The following is a 13,245-nucleotide window of genomic DNA, read 5'->3' on the forward strand; positions in this document are numbered from 1 at the left end:
GGCAGGCCGAGTTCGCGCCCGAGCACCCGGACCTCGTCCTTGAACAGCTCGCGCAACGGCTCGACGAGCCGCATGTTCATGCGCTCGGGGAGGCCCCCGACGTTGTGGTGGCTCTTGATCGTCACCGAGGGGCCGCCCGAGAAGGACACGCTCTCGATCACGTCCGGGTAGAGGGTGCCCTGCGCCAGGAACGCCGCGCCGCCGATCCGCTTCGATTCCGCATCGAACACGTCGATGAACAGGCGGCCGATGGTCTTGCGCTTCTCCTCCGGGTCGCTGATTCCGGTCAGGGCGTCGAGGAACAGGGCCTGCGCCTGCACGTGGACGAGCGGGATGTTGTAGTGGTCGCGAAACAGCCGCACGACCTCCTCGGCCTCGCCCATCCGCAGCAGGCCGTGATCGACGAAGACGCAGGTGAGCTGATCCTCGATCGCCTCGTGGAGCAGCACGGCGGCCACCGACGAATCGACGCCGCCCGACAGCCCGCAGATCACCCGCTCGGACCCGACCTGCGCGCGGATTCTGGCGACGGCTTCCGCGCGGTAGGCGCCCATCGTCCAGTCGCCGGAGCAGCCGGCGATGTCGCGCACGAAGTTGCGGATCAGCAGCGCGCCGTGCGGCGTGTGGGCCACCTCCGGGTGGAACTGCACCGCGTAGTAGTTGCGCGCTTCGTCGGCCACCACCGCGAAGGGCGCGTTCTTCGAGATCGCCACGGTGGTGAAGCCGTCGGGGAGCTTGGTGACGCGGTCCCCGTGGCTCATCCAGACGGGGTACGTCTCACCCACGTGCCAGACGCCGCGGAACAGCGGGCAGTCGGACAGGATCTCGATCTCGGCGCGGCCGAACTCGGCGTGGTGCCCGCCCTCGACCTCGCCGCCGAGCTGGGCCGCCATGGTCTGCTGGCCGTAGCAGATGCCGAGGACGGGCACGCCCGACTCGAACACCACCTGCGGCGTGCGCGGCGAGGTCTCGGACGTCACGGACTCCGGGCCGCCCGACAGGATCACGCCCTTCGGCCGCGTCTCGGCGAAGGCGGCCGCCGCCTTGGTGAAGGGCACGATCTCGCAGTAGACCCCCTCCTCCCGCACCCGGCGGGCGATGAGCTGCGTCACCTGGGAGCCGAAATCAACGATCAGGATCTTGTCGTGGTCGGTGCTCATGGTCGCCTGCGTTAGACGAGGCGTTTGCGCGGTGCAACGCGGGTCGTGCGCAAGTCCCGCGAAGAGAACACGCTACGCGGGCAGGAAGCCGCGTGCGCGCAGCCACGCGAGGAACAGGGCCGGCCACGCCGCCACCGCCGTTCCGGGGGTGCCGAGGCCGAAGCCGTGGCCGCCGCGATCGAACAGGTGGATCTCCGCCGGGATGCGGGCCTTCCGCAAGGCCGTGAACATCAGCAGGACGTGGTCGGAGACGGCGATGCGGTCGTCCATCGCCTGGGCCATGAAGATCGGCGGCGTGTCGGCACCGACCTGCACGTCGACCGAGTAGGTCCGCAGCTCGATCTCGGTCACGTCGTCGCCGACAAGGACGCGCCGGGTCGAGGTGCCGTCGAACGGCGCCTTCATCGTGATGACGGGGTAGAGCAGCCCGGTGAGCGCGGGGCGGAACGGCAGCGCGTCGTACGCGTCGACGGGCTCGTAAAGGTTCCGGTGGCAGACCGCCGTCTCGCCCATCAGGTGGCCGCCGGCCGAGAAGCCGAGCGCGCCGACCCGCGCCGGATCGATGCCGAGCTCAGCGGCCCGCGCCCGGACCAGGCGAACGGCGCGCTGCGCGTCCTGGCGCGGCGCGTCGGGACCGTGCTCCCAGCCCTCGCCGGGCAGGCGATAGATCAGGATGAAGACGGTGATGCCGGCGGCGGTGAGGAACTGCCCGACCGGCACGCCCTCGTTGCCGACGTCGATGAAGCGGTAGCCGCCGCCGGCCGCGACGATCATCGCCGCGCCGTTCGGCCGGTCGGGGCGGATCACCAGGAGGCAGGGGCGCTGAACCTTCGTGATGACGCCGCGCGCGGTCTCGTCGAAACGGTACCCGCTCGGGTCGGGACCGGGACCGGCCCCCGGCGGTTCGCCCGGCCAGAGATCGATGACCTGGAGCTGCGAGCCCGGAGCCGTGCGGGGCAGCGCCGGCACCAGTTCGCCCAGCGGTCCTGCCGGGGTCTGGGCGAGGCCCGCGCCATCCCCCGCCATCGCCGCCGCGGCGGCGGCGATCAGCGTCCTGCGATCCAGGGCCATCGGTCTCCTTGATGCGGGCGCCGGATCGCCTCGGCTGGGGGCTCGTCAGTGGGACGCGGGCTTGGGCACGGCCGAGGTCGAGGCCGGGTCGCCGACCCGGGTCTCGGCGGGCGCTTGCACGCCCGGTGCCACCCCGGTGCCGGGGGGCGCGGGGACGACGGTCCCGGGCGCGCCCCTGGTCGCCACCGTCTCGCCGGCGCGGTCGATGGCCTGCGCCGGTCCGGTCTGTCCCCCGGCAGGAGCCTGGGCGAGGGCGGCGCCCGCGGCGGACATGACGAGGAAGGACGCTATGAACACCGGTTTCAGCCGCATAATCGTCCTCCGGATCGATGACCGGACAACACCCTGCATCCCGTCACGGTTTCCTATCCGTCCTGCCGCCGTTCCAGGCTCGCGACGTAGAAGCCGTCCGTTCCGGTCCGTCCCGGGCTCATCTGGAGCCCGTGATCGGTGAAGCGCAGGGCATCTGCGAGGCCGGGGGCCAGGGCCTGCGCCACGCCGCGGGCGGGCACGACCGCGAACGTCCCCGCCGTGCGCGCGAGGAAGCCGGCGACGGCGGCGTCGTTCTCGGACGGCAGCAGTGAGCAGGTGACGTAGGTGATGCGCCCGCCCGGACGGACCAGCACCCCGGCGCGGTCGAGGACCGCAGCCTGCTCGGAGACCCGCGCACTGAGGCTGCCGGGCCGCAGGCGCCACTTCGCGTCCGGGTTGCGGCGCCACGTGCCGGTGCCGGTGCAGGGCGCGTCGACGAGAACCCGGTCGACCCCCCCATCGAGGTCGGTCAGCACGTCGGCCCGCATCCGGCCGCCCCGCGGGGTGCGCACCTCGGCCGCGGCGCCCGACCGGCGCAGCCGTTCGTGGATCGGCGCGAGGCGGCGCGGATCGTCGTCGCTGGCGATCAGCCGGCCGTCGTTGCCGGTCAGCGCCGCCAGCGCGAGGGTCTTGCCGCCGCCGCCCGCGCAGAGGTCGACGAGGGTCTCGCCGGGCCGCGCACCGGTGAGGAGTGCTGCAAGCTGCGAGCCCTCGTCCTGGATCTCGTACCACCCGTCCAGGAACTCCGGCTCCACGTGCAGCGCCGGCCCGCGCCCGTCGGCGCCGATCGGGATGCGCAGGCCCATCGGCGCGTGCGGGGTCGGCGCGGCCGCGTGGTGCGCGAGGCCGGGCATCGCCGCATCGCGCGTCCCCTTGAGGGCGTTCACGCGGATGTCGAGCGGCGCGCGCCGGGCGAGCGCCTTGAGCTCGGGCAGCAGATCCGCGCCGAGAACCGCTTGAAGTTCGGGCAGCACCCAGTCCGGCGCGTCGCCCGCGACGTGAAGCGGCGCCTCGGCGAGGCTGCCGCGATCGAGGTGCTCGGCCTCGGCCTCGCTCAGCCGTTCCGGCGCGAAGCGCTCGCCGCTGAACAGGGCCGCGATCGAGGGCGGGGCGAGCCCCTGCTGCAGGCGCAGCGACCCGAGCAGGATCGCGCGGGGGCTCTCGTCCCGCATGATCCAGGCGGACGACGACCGACGGCGGAGCGCGTCGTAGACGAGGCTGGCGATGCCGCCGCGGTCCCCCGATCCGGCAAAGCGATGGACGAGGCCCCAATCCTTGAGGGCGTCGGCGGCCGGCCTCCGGCGGCCGGCGATGTCGGCGAGCACCTCGATGGCGGCGGCGCAACGGGCGGCTGGGGTCAGGACGGTCTCCTCGTCGGTTCGGGCGCGCCGACGGCCGATAGCCCGTTGGGGCCAGGCATGTCGACGGACGTGCGAGCTTCGCACGAAACGCTCAGGGGCGCCGCTTCTGGAACGGCGGCGCGGAGCAGTGGCTCATCGGACGCTCTTAACGCTGCCGCGATGAGGCCACGCTTCCCCCGCGATCCGGACACGATACGGCCGAGCTTCCGGCCCGTTCATCGGCCAGACCCATCGCTCGGCGCATCGCGCTGTCGAGAAGGCTGAAATCCCATGTCTCCCGTCCTCCACCTCGCGCTTGCCGGTCTCCTGATGCTGGCGGTCGCCGCCTGCTCGACGGCGCCGGCCGCCCCCGACCTGACGCCGCCGCCGCGCCGGCCGGCCGACGCCAAGACGCAGCTCGAATACGGCAATCCGCCGCCGCCCGCCAACCCGCGCTACTGATCTCCGAGGCAGCCCCGCGCCCTCAGGACGCCCGCTCGCGGGCGCGCCGCCGCTCGTAGGCCTTCAGGGCCGTGAACACGCGATCGAGGTGCGGGCGCGGGGTGTCCGGAGCGGCGGCCTGCCCGCGGGCGATGAGGTCGCCGACGATGTGGTCGGCCTCGATGCGGCCTCCGCCTTCGAGGTCGCGCATCATCGAGGCGGTGAGGGCTGAGCCTTCCGCCGTCAGCGTCGCGCGCGCCTGCGCGGCCACGGCCTCGCGCGGCGCGAAGCCGCTTGCCGCCGCGATCGCGAGGCATTCCCCGTGCAGGCCGGTGATGAACGCACGGCCGCCGGGCGCGCCGACGATGTCGCCGATCGTGCCGCGCATCAGGGTCGTCGCACCCGCGAGCGTCGCGAGGAGAACCCACTTCTCCCACATCTCCAGGACGATCTTGTCGCTGTGCCGGGCCTGGAACCGCGCGTCCCGCATGAGCGCCGCGATCGCCGCGCAGCGTTCGGACGGGGTGCCGTCGCGCTCGCCGAAGGTCAGTGTGGAGAACGCGCTCATGTGGCGGATCTCGCCCGCCGGCCCCCGCGTCGCGGCGATGGCGCAGGAGCCGCCGAGCACGCGCCCCGCGCCGAACCGGGCGTCGAGGGCGTCGAGGTGGGCCATGCCGTTGAGGATCGGCAGGATCGCGGTGCCCGCGCTCGCTGCCGGCGCGAGGTCGTCCAAGGCGCCCCCGAGGTCGTAGGCCTTGCACGACAGGAGCACGAGGTCGAAGGCGCCCGCCGCCGCAAGCGTGTCCGCCGTCACGGTTGCGGGAGACGCGAGGTGCAGGTCGCCGAGCGGGCTCTCCAGCACCAGCCCGGTCTCCGCGAGCATCTCGGCCCGCCGCGGCCGGACCAGGAAGGTCACGTCGCGTCCGGCCTCGGCCAAGCGCGCACCGTAGTAGCCGCCCGTCGCGCCTGCCCCGACCACCAGCACCCGCATCGATCGATCTCCTGCGGAATCGAGTCTGAACGCCGCGACCGGGCCGCGATCCCGGTGATCGGCTAGGTCCGCGACGGGTAGTTCGGGTTCTCGCGGGTGATCGTCACGTCGTGGACGTGGCTCTCGCGCAGACCCGCGTTGGTGATGCGGATGAACTGCGCCCGCTCCTGGAACTCGGGCACGGTCGGCGCACCGACGTAGCCCATCGCCGCCCGCAGGCCGCCGGCAAGCTGGTGCAGCACGGCCGCGACCGGGCCCTTGTACGGCACCTGACCCTCGATGCCCTCGGGCACGAGCTTGTGCGTGTCGTTGACCTCGGCCTGGAAGTAGCGGTCGGCCGAGCCTCGCGCCATTGCGCCGACGGAGCCCATGCCCCGGTAGCTCTTGTAGGAGCGCCCCTGGTACAGGAACACCTCGCCGGGCGCCTCGTCGGTGCCGGCCAAGAGCGAGCCGAGCATGGCGACCGAGGCGCCGGCGGCGATCGCCTTGGCGAGGTCGCCGGAATACTTGATGCCGCCGTCGGCGATCACCGGCACGCCGGCCTCATGGGCCGCCTCGACCGCCTCCATCAGAGCGGTGAGCTGGGGCACGCCGACGCCCGCGACGATGCGGGTGGTGCAGATGGAGCCCGGCCCGATGCCGACCTTGACCGCGTCGGCGCCGGCATCGATCAGCGCCTGTGTGCCCTCCCGCGTCGCCACGTTGCCGGCGATGACCTGCACGGCGTTCGAGAGCCGCTTCACGCGGGCCACGCTGTCGAGCACCTTGATCGAGTGCCCGTGGGCGGTGTCGACCACGATCACGTCGCAGCCGGCGTCGATCAGGCGCTCGGCCCGCTCGAAGCCGGAATCGCCCGTGGTGGTGGCGGCGGCGACCCGCAGGCGGCCCTGCTCGTCCTTGACGGCCTTCGGGTAGGTGACCTGCTTCTCGATATCCTTGACGGTGATGAGCCCGATGCAGCGGTAGTGGTCGTCGACGACCAAGAGCTTCTCGATGCGGAACTGGTGCAGCAGGTGCTTGGCCTCGTCCTGCGTCACGCCCTCGCGGACCGTGATGAGCCGGTCGCGGGTCATCAGCTCGGAGACGGGTTGGGCCGGGTGCGTCGCGAAGCGCACGTCGCGGTTGGTCAGGATGCCGACGAGCTTGCCCCGCGAGCCATTGGGGCCGCGCTCGACCACCGGGATGCCGGAGATGCGGTTCTTCTTCATCACTTCGAAGGCGGCGGCCAGCGTCTCGTCCGGGTGGATGGTGATCGGGTTGAGCACCATGCCCGACTCGTACTTCTTGACGAGGCGCACCTGCTCGGCCTGCTCGGCCGGTTCGAGGTTGCGGTGGATCACGCCCAAGCCCCCGTTCGACGCCATGGCGATGGCCATCGGCGCCTCGGTGACCGTGTCCATGGCGGACGCCAGGATCGGCAGGTTGAGCGCGATGGTCCGGGTCAGCCGCGTCGCGATGTCGACCTCCGACGGCATCACCGAGGAGGCGGCCGGCCGCAGGAGGACATCGTCGAAGGTGAGGCCCTCGATGATCGCGGACGTGCTGATACGGGCCATGAGCCAACGGTCCTGAAGGGCTGCCGGGCTCGCAGCGACGCGGGCACGGCATGGATCGGGTTGGCACGGGCCAGTATCATGCGGGGCGGGGCCGCGCAAAGGCGTCACGTTCGCACTGCAACAGGAAAGTTGGCGGCGCGCGACCTGACCGGATCGGCGGTGCTTCGGGCACGCCGCCGGCTCGAAGTCGGCTGCGCGGGCTCACGGGTTCGTTCCGGCAAAGCTCAGGCCCGCCTCCTCTCACCCCGGACGAGATCGGGTTCGATCCCGCCGTGACGGGAACCGCGGCATGAAGCATCCGCCACGCGTCGCTGCCGTGATGCAACCGAGGCGTCGCCAAACCGCTTCTCCTGCCCGATGCCCCCGTCCCGGATCGTTCCCCTCGTCGTCGCCACCGCCCTGTTCATGGAGAACACCGACGCCACGGTAATCGCCACGGCCCTGCCGGTCATTGCGAAAAGCCTCGGCGAGGACGCGATCGCGCTCAAGCTCGCGCTTACTGCCTACCTCGTCAGCCTCGCGATCTTCATCCCCATCAGCGGCTGGGCCGCCGACCGGTACGGCGCGCGCACGGTGTTCCGGGCCGCACTCGCCGTGTTCATGGCGGGCTCGGTCGCCTGCGCGCTCTCCGAGGGCCTGCTCGGGTTCGTCGCCGCGCGGTTCCTGCAAGGGCTCGGCGGGGCGATGATGGTGCCGGTCGGGCGCCTCGTGATCCTGCGCAGCGTGCCGAAGTCGGACCTCGTCACGGCGCTCGCCTACCTGACGATCCCGGCGCTGATCGGCCCGATCCTGGGTCCGCCGCTCGGCGGCCTGATCACCACGTGGCTCGACTGGCGCTGGATCTTCCTCATCAACATCCCGATCGGGATCGCCGGCATCGTGCTGGCAAGCCTGTTCTTCGCCGACATCCGCGAGGCCGACCGGCCGCCGCTGGATCTCTTCGGCTTCGCGCTACTCGGCCCCGGCCTCGCCGGGCTGATGCTCGGGCTCACGTCCGCCGGCCGCCACCTGCTGCCGGCGTGGCTGTCCTGGACCTGCCTCGGCGCGGGCACGGTGCTGCTGGCCCTCTACCTCCGCCACGCGCGCCGGGTGCGGCATCCGGTGCTGCGCCTCGACCTGATGCGGCACCCGACCTTCCGCATCGCGGTGATCGGCGGCAGCCTGTTCCGCATCGGCACCGGGGCGATTCCGTTCCTGCTGCCGCTGATGCTCCAGGTCGGCTTCGGGCTCGATCCGCTCCAGTCGGGGCTGATCACCTTCGCCGCCGCGGCCGGCGCCATGTTCGTGAAGACGATTGGCCCGCGCATCCTGCGCCGCTACGGCTTCCGCCCGGTGATGGTGGTCAACGCCGTGCTAGCGGCGGGCTTCCTCGCGGTCAACGGGCTCTACACGGCCGGCACCCCGCACGGGCTGATGATCGGCGTGCTGTTTCTCGGCGGGTGCCTGCGCTCGGTACAGTTCACCTGCGTCAACGCCATCGCCTACGCGGATCTCGAAAACCGCGAGATGAGCGCGGGCACCAGCCTCGCCAGCGTCGCGCAGCAGATCTCGCTCAGCCTCGGCGTCACCCTCGGCGCGCTGGCGCTGGAAGGCACCGCGGCGTGGCACGGACGCAGCGCGATCGCGGCGGCGGATTTCGGGCCGGCCTTCCTCGCGGTCGCCCTGATCTCGGCGGCCTCGGTCATCCCGTTCCGGCAGCTCGACCCCGATGCGGGCGCGGAGGTGTCGGGCAAGATGATCGCGACCTTGCGGCCCAGCGCGCCGCCGGGACGGATCTAGGCCGCGCGCGCGGCGCGCTTGGGCCGGTTGGAGTTCGCGCTCGCCTTCGTAGCCCCCGCCTTGGAAGCCACCTTCACCGCCGGACGCGCGGGCGCGCCGGCGCGCCAGCCCTGCCAGCTCCACGCGCCGGGCCCGGTGAGGGCGTAGATCAGGAAGCCGCCGGCGAGGCCGAAATCGGCCAGCATCAGCGTGCGCTCGGCGACCGCCGCCGGCCCCGAGAACAGCCAGAACGCGTGCAGCACCACCGCCATGGCGGCGGAAAAGCCCGCGAGCGCGAGGCCGGTGATACGGGGCAGGACGCCGAGGATCAGGGCGAGCGGGCCGAACACCTGGACGATCACGGCGGCCGTCGCGGCCGCGTTCGGGGCCGGCATGCCGAAGCCCGCGAGCGTCAGGGCGAAGCCCGAGACGTTCAGCGCGCGGGCGATGCCCGTCGGCAGGAGGGCTGCGGCCAGGAGCAGGCGCGCGGCGAGAAGCAATCCGTCCTGGGCTCGGGCGATCACGCGTGGCTCCGCATCCGTGGGGCGAGGCGACAAGCTTCCGCCCCACGCCTGAAGACCGCGTTAAGAGCGCCGCACGCGGCGCCCGAGCCGCGGCGCGAACTCAGCCGGAGACGCCGCCGCGAAACAGCCGTCCGCGCTCGGTCCAGGCCACCACGACGAGCGCCAGGGCGCCGAGGCCGGCGTAGCCGACGGCGATCGGCAGCGTCGTGCCGTCGAAGGATTGCCCGATCAGGAAGCCGCAGAGCGCCCCGAGGATCGTAGTGTAGAAGCCGAGGAAGGAGGAGGCCGTGCCCGCGATCTCGCCCAGCGGCTCGAGCGCCAGCGCGTTGAAGTTCGGCATGGCGAAGCTGAGCAGGAACTGGTTGCAGGCCAGCGCCGACAGGAACAAGGCGAGCGGCGGATGCCCGCCGTAGGCCAGCCCGATCGCGATCTGGACGAGCGCGACGGCGACGAAGGCGGACAGCCCCGCGTGGGACAGGGCGCGCATGCCGAGGCGGCGCACGATGCGGGCGTTGACCAGGGTCGCCGCGCCCATCGCTCCGGCGACCAGACCGAAGGCCAGCGGGAACAGGGGGCCGAGCCGGTAGAGCCCGGTGTCGAACACCTGCTGGGCCGATCCGACGTAGCCCATGATGCAGCCGGTGAGCAGGCCGAGCGCGGTGGCGTAGCCGATCGCGACCCGGCAGCGAAGCGTCGTGCGCAGTGCCTGCGCCGTCGCGGCCAACGACAGCGGACGGCGATAGGCCGGATGCAGGGTCTCCGGCATGCGCGCGACGAACCAGAGGGCGAGCCAGCCGGCCAGCACCAGCATCGAGACGAAGACGTAGGTCCAGGAGCCCAGCGCCAGCATCGCTCCGCCGATCGCGGGCGCGACCATCGGCACGATCAGGAACACCATCATGATCAGCGACATGACGCTCGCCATCTCGCGGCCGGCGAACCGGTCGCGGACGATCGCGGTGGAGAGCACGCGCCCGCCGGCCGCGCCGAGCCCCTGGATCAGCCGGGCCGCGAGCAGCCACGCGAAGGACGGCGCGACCATCGCCAGCAGGCTGCCGGCGACGTAGACCGCGAGGCTCGCGAGCAGGACCGGCCGGCGCCCGAGGGCGTCCGAGACCGGGCCGTAGACGATCTGCGCCAGCCCGAAGCCGATCATGTAGACGTAGATCAGCCATTGCAGCCGGTTCGGATCGCCGACGTCGAAGCGGGCCTGGATCGCCGGGAAGGCCGGCAGCAGGTTGTCGATCGAGATCGCGGTCACGGCCATCATCAGCCCGACGATGGCGACGAACTCGGCAAATCCCGGCCCGGCCCAGGGGTGCTCGGGCCGGATCACCTGACCGTCTGGGGGGTTGGGCCGGATCGGTGCTGTCACGTCGGAGACCTCGGGCGGCAGCGGCCGCGCGTCGCCTCATCGCGGGGTTTGGCGGCGGCGATGTGGCCGGGACGTGCGCCCCACGCAGGGGTGCTCCATGGCTCGACGCCGGACGGGAACCGGCTTAGCCTCGGTAGCTACCTGACCGATCCACGCCGCCGGAGCCCCCGTGTCGTCCCTGATCCGCATCCTCCTCGCGATCTTCCTGCCCCCGATCGCCGTGCTCGTCACCAGCGGCATCGGCCTGCAGTTCCTGCTCAACATCGTCCTGTCGCTGCTGGGATGGCTCCCGGGGACGGTGCACGCCCTCTGGCTGATGAACCGCGACCGCCCGCTGGTCTGAGGCGCGGGCGAACGGAAAGAGGTCGTGACGCGATACGTCCCGCCTTACGGGGCTTTGTCCACCTTGTCCGCCTTCGTAGTCCGCTCCGGTGCCGTCTCCTTGCTGGCCGGCCGAGGCGCCGCGTGGGCGATCTTCACCGGGTGCGCGGCCGCTGCGTTCACGGGTTCGGCCACCGCGGCGTCGGCCGCGGGCGTCGCCGGCAGCGTCTCCTTGTTGAACACCTTGGAGAGCAGCCTCTGGTAGGCGCTCGGGTCGCCGTCCGCGTCGGCCACGGAGATCCGCTCGGGCTTTGCCGCCGGCCCCTCCTTGACGACCGCCCTGGACGGCTCGTCCCCGGCGTCGGGCTGCTTGGCCATCAGGGTTCGCGCGGCCGGCTTCACCGCGGCCTTGCTCGGCTTGGCAGCGGCCGGAGCCGCAGCCTTGACCGGGGTCGGCGCCTCGGCGGCGGCGAGCATCACCGGCCTGCCCTTGGCGTCGACCTCCACCTCGCGCGGGCCGGCGGCCAAGCTCTCGGGGCGGCTGACGTCCCCGAGATGGTGCCGGCCGTACTCCTTGGCGGCGTAGGGCAGCTCCGTCTCGGTCCCGCTGAGGCTCGCGAAGGCCGTGCTCGTCTGCTGCGCCTGGAACACCGGGTTGCCGCCGCCGTCCTCGTAGACGAGCCGGGTGGCGGGAGTGCCCTTGGCCACGAGATCGGCGATCTCCCGGTTGTCGTGCGCCCGCTTCTCGGCGACCAGAGGCTCGACCTTCGGCGTACAGGCGCCGGCGGCGGCGTCCGAGCCGCCGAAGACGTACTTGGTGCCGCACAGGCCGACCTTGGGCTCGTCGTGCAGGGCCTCGAAGTAGTCCGAGCCCTCCTTGATGTTGCGCCAGAACGGGGCGTTCGGGTCGTTCCGGTACTTGGCCATGTTCTGGGCCGTCATCCGGAACGGGTAGGACTGGAACTGGAACGCCCGCTGTCCGCCGGCGAACGCCTCGCGGGCGATCGCGTAGATCTCCCCCATCGAGGCGTCGGTCATCGCGAAGCACCCGGCCGACGAGCAGGTGCCGTGGACCATGAGGTAGTTGCCGGTGCCCCCGTTCGCGCGATCGTAGGCGTTCGGGTAGCCGGTGTCGAAGGACAGGAAGTAGGCCGAGCTCGGGTTCATCTGGCCCGGCGTGATCGTATAGAAGCCTTCCGGCGCTTGCCGGTCGCCCTGCTTCCGCTTGGGCCCGAGCTGGCCGGACCAGCGGCAGATCGGGAAGGTCTTCAGCAGCGCGTACTGGCCGCTCGCGCCGCGCTTCCACACCTCCATCTCCGCTTCCTTCTTGTAGGCGCGGATCACGATGGGGTCGCCCTGGCTCATCCCCTTGGTCTGCATCAGGGACATGGTCTGGACCGGGATCGGCGTGAGGTGGCGGGTCGAGGCGCCGCCGATCAGGCCGCCGTCCTGGCAGGCGCCGAGGCTCAGGCCGAGACCGATGATGGGAGCGATCAGCCTTGCAGCCGCGAACGGGCGCACAGCCATGGGGAACCTCGTCCTCGTCACACCGCCCGCAACCGCTTCGACGGTCGTCGTGCGTCACTCCCCGACTCTCTAGCTTTGGTAAACTTACGCCTCCGTTACCGCAAGGATTCGCATGCGGGCCGCCGGCCGAACGCGAATTACGGTGAGAGGAACGGGTCCCGCCGCGACTCCGCCGCGATCAGGTTGATCAGGAAGGCGTCGTCGGTCGGGTTCGCGAGGCGCAAACCGATTGATGCGGATGAAGTTTCCACCGTGAGCCAGCGCAGGTCGGGGCGCACCGGATCGGCCTCGGCCATTCGGTTCGCCGGGCGGTCCGGCACGATCTGCAAAAAGGTTAAATGGTTCCGACTTCCATGCTGCGCTAAAAGGTCGCATATCTCGGCGGCGACCTCCGGTGCCGTGTGGAGGTGGGTCATCAGCCAGAACCGGTTGTCCGCCCCCGGCATCGCCAGCGCCGTCCGCAAGCGGCGGACACCCTCCGTGAGGAACCGGTAGTCGGCATCGTCGGCCGCCGGGTCGTGATGGTTGAAGACGCAGTCCAGGCCGTGCCGCGCGCGGTAGAGCCTGTGGCGTCCGCGCCAGATGCCCGCCCCGCGGCGCTCACCGTCCGGAATGGTCTCGAGTTGGCCGCGATCGACCAGGGCGGAGAAGTCGTCGGCGAGGCAGTCGCGGACCATGCCCGGCATGGTGAAGATCCAGTCGAACGGGCCGGACCACGTCCGAAGGCCGAGGGTCTTGAGGACGTGGGCCATCTGGCAGTGGGCGCCCAGCGAGACGTGGTTGGTCGCGCCGGGTTCGCGCACGGCGCCGGAGCGTCCGAGCCTTCGGCCGACGCCGTGCAGGAACCCGGCGCCGAGCCCGGCGGGCAG

At 71.8% G+C, this 13,245-nt stretch carries 13 protein-coding genes; 3 read left to right on the forward strand and 10 right to left on the reverse strand.

From position 1 onward, the window contains the following. The 4 genes from guaA to ACFE8Y_RS01195 all read right to left on the reverse strand — a co-directional run. The coding region (gene guaA, locus ACFE8Y_RS01180; protein ID WP_375462553.1) for a glutamine-hydrolyzing GMP synthase at window positions 1–1,160 on the reverse strand (1,160 nt) is incomplete at its 3' end. A 72-nt stretch (window positions 1,161–1,232) separates the two neighbouring features. Continuing rightward, on the reverse strand, window positions 1,233–2,231 hold the full coding sequence (locus ACFE8Y_RS01185; protein WP_375462554.1) for an alpha/beta hydrolase: 999 nt from the start codon (window positions 2,229–2,231) through the stop codon (window positions 1,233–1,235). A 45-nt stretch (window positions 2,232–2,276) separates the two neighbouring features. Continuing rightward, window positions 2,277–2,543: a hypothetical protein gene (locus ACFE8Y_RS01190; protein ID WP_375462555.1), complete on the reverse strand. Its 267-nt coding sequence runs from the start codon at window positions 2,541–2,543 to the stop codon at window positions 2,277–2,279. Window positions 2,544–2,596: 53 nt separating this feature from the next. After that, window positions 2,597–3,904 (reverse strand): RsmB/NOP family class I SAM-dependent RNA methyltransferase, encoded by a 1,308-nt coding sequence (locus tag ACFE8Y_RS01195; protein ID WP_375462647.1) that lies wholly within the window; start codon window positions 3,902–3,904, stop codon window positions 2,597–2,599. Window positions 3,905–4,174: 270 nt separating this feature from the next. Here ACFE8Y_RS01195 and ACFE8Y_RS01200 point away from each other — a divergent pair, with 270 nt between their 5' ends. After that, on the forward strand, window positions 4,175–4,345 hold the full coding sequence (locus ACFE8Y_RS01200; protein ID WP_375462556.1) for a hypothetical protein: 171 nt from the start codon (window positions 4,175–4,177) through the stop codon (window positions 4,343–4,345). A gap of 22 nt (window positions 4,346–4,367) precedes the next feature. On the opposite strand, the gene panE is transcribed toward ACFE8Y_RS01200, so the two are convergent. After that, window positions 4,368–5,315 (reverse strand): 2-dehydropantoate 2-reductase, encoded by a 948-nt coding sequence (panE, locus tag ACFE8Y_RS01205; RefSeq protein WP_375462557.1) that lies wholly within the window; start codon window positions 5,313–5,315, stop codon window positions 4,368–4,370. 62 nt (window positions 5,316–5,377) lie between these two features. Beyond that, on the reverse strand, window positions 5,378–6,871 hold the full coding sequence (gene guaB / locus ACFE8Y_RS01210) for an IMP dehydrogenase (RefSeq protein WP_375462558.1): 1,494 nt from the start codon (window positions 6,869–6,871) through the stop codon (window positions 5,378–5,380). Between the two features lie 357 nt (window positions 6,872–7,228). Between guaB and ACFE8Y_RS01215 the strand changes: the two genes are divergently transcribed. Continuing rightward, window positions 7,229–8,650, forward strand: a complete 1,422-nt coding sequence (locus tag ACFE8Y_RS01215; protein WP_375462559.1) for an MFS transporter — start codon at window positions 7,229–7,231, stop codon at window positions 8,648–8,650. Here ACFE8Y_RS01215 and ACFE8Y_RS01220 read toward each other — a convergent pair. Together ACFE8Y_RS01220 and ACFE8Y_RS01225 are read right to left on the reverse strand one after the other, a co-directional pair. Beyond that, complete coding sequence (locus ACFE8Y_RS01220; protein ID WP_375462560.1) at window positions 8,647–9,153, reverse strand: DoxX family protein; 507 nt, start codon at window positions 9,151–9,153, stop codon at window positions 8,647–8,649. The genes ACFE8Y_RS01215 and ACFE8Y_RS01220 overlap by 4 nt on opposite strands. Window positions 9,154–9,253: 100 nt before the next feature. Continuing rightward, complete coding sequence (locus tag ACFE8Y_RS01225) at window positions 9,254–10,420, reverse strand: multidrug effflux MFS transporter (protein WP_375462648.1); 1,167 nt, start codon at window positions 10,418–10,420, stop codon at window positions 9,254–9,256. Window positions 10,421–10,697: 277 nt separating this feature from the next. On the opposite strand from ACFE8Y_RS01225, the gene ACFE8Y_RS01230 reads away from it, so the two are divergent. Continuing rightward, entirely contained in the window at window positions 10,698–10,871 is a 174-nt protein-coding gene (locus ACFE8Y_RS01230; RefSeq protein ID WP_375462561.1) for a YqaE/Pmp3 family membrane protein, read from the forward strand. 44 nt (window positions 10,872–10,915) lie between these two features. On the opposite strand, the gene ACFE8Y_RS01235 is transcribed toward ACFE8Y_RS01230, so the two are convergent. Both ACFE8Y_RS01235 and ACFE8Y_RS01240 read right to left on the reverse strand, forming a co-directional pair. Continuing rightward, window positions 10,916–12,376 (reverse strand): L,D-transpeptidase family protein, encoded by a 1,461-nt coding sequence (locus ACFE8Y_RS01235; RefSeq protein WP_375462562.1) that lies wholly within the window; start codon window positions 12,374–12,376, stop codon window positions 10,916–10,918. A gap of 137 nt (window positions 12,377–12,513) precedes the next feature. Continuing rightward, window positions 12,514–13,245, reverse strand: a complete 732-nt coding sequence (locus ACFE8Y_RS01240) for a DUF1796 family putative cysteine peptidase (RefSeq protein ID WP_375462649.1) — start codon at window positions 13,243–13,245, stop codon at window positions 12,514–12,516.

Origin of the sequence: uncultured Methylobacterium sp. (genome assembly GCF_964242245.1) — a bacterium.
Lineage (GTDB): Bacteria > Pseudomonadota > Alphaproteobacteria > Rhizobiales > Beijerinckiaceae > Methylobacterium.

Excerpts from the sequence above, each read along its gene's own strand:
- ACFE8Y_RS01185 (WP_375462554.1), bottom strand. The coding sequence starts at position 2,231 with ATGGCCCTGGATCGCAGGACGCTGATCGCCGCCGCCGCGGCGGCGATG.
- ACFE8Y_RS01190 (WP_375462555.1), bottom strand. The coding sequence starts at position 2,543 with ATGCGGCTGAAACCGGTGTTCATAGCGTCCTTCCTCGTCATGTCCGCC.
- ACFE8Y_RS01200 (WP_375462556.1), top strand. The coding sequence starts at position 4,175 with ATGTCTCCCGTCCTCCACCTCGCGCTTGCCGGTCTCCTGATGCTGGCG.
- panE (WP_375462557.1), bottom strand. The coding sequence starts at position 5,315 with ATGCGGGTGCTGGTGGTCGGGGCAGGCGCGACGGGCGGCTACTACGGT.
- guaB (WP_375462558.1), bottom strand. The coding sequence starts at position 6,871 with ATGGCCCGTATCAGCACGTCCGCGATCATCGAGGGCCTCACCTTCGAC.
- ACFE8Y_RS01215 (WP_375462559.1), top strand. The coding sequence starts at position 7,229 with ATGCCCCCGTCCCGGATCGTTCCCCTCGTCGTCGCCACCGCCCTGTTC.
- ACFE8Y_RS01225 (WP_375462648.1), bottom strand. The coding sequence starts at position 10,420 with ATGGCCGTGACCGCGATCTCGATCGACAACCTGCTGCCGGCCTTCCCG.
- ACFE8Y_RS01235 (WP_375462562.1), bottom strand. The coding sequence starts at position 12,376 with ATGGCTGTGCGCCCGTTCGCGGCTGCAAGGCTGATCGCTCCCATCATC.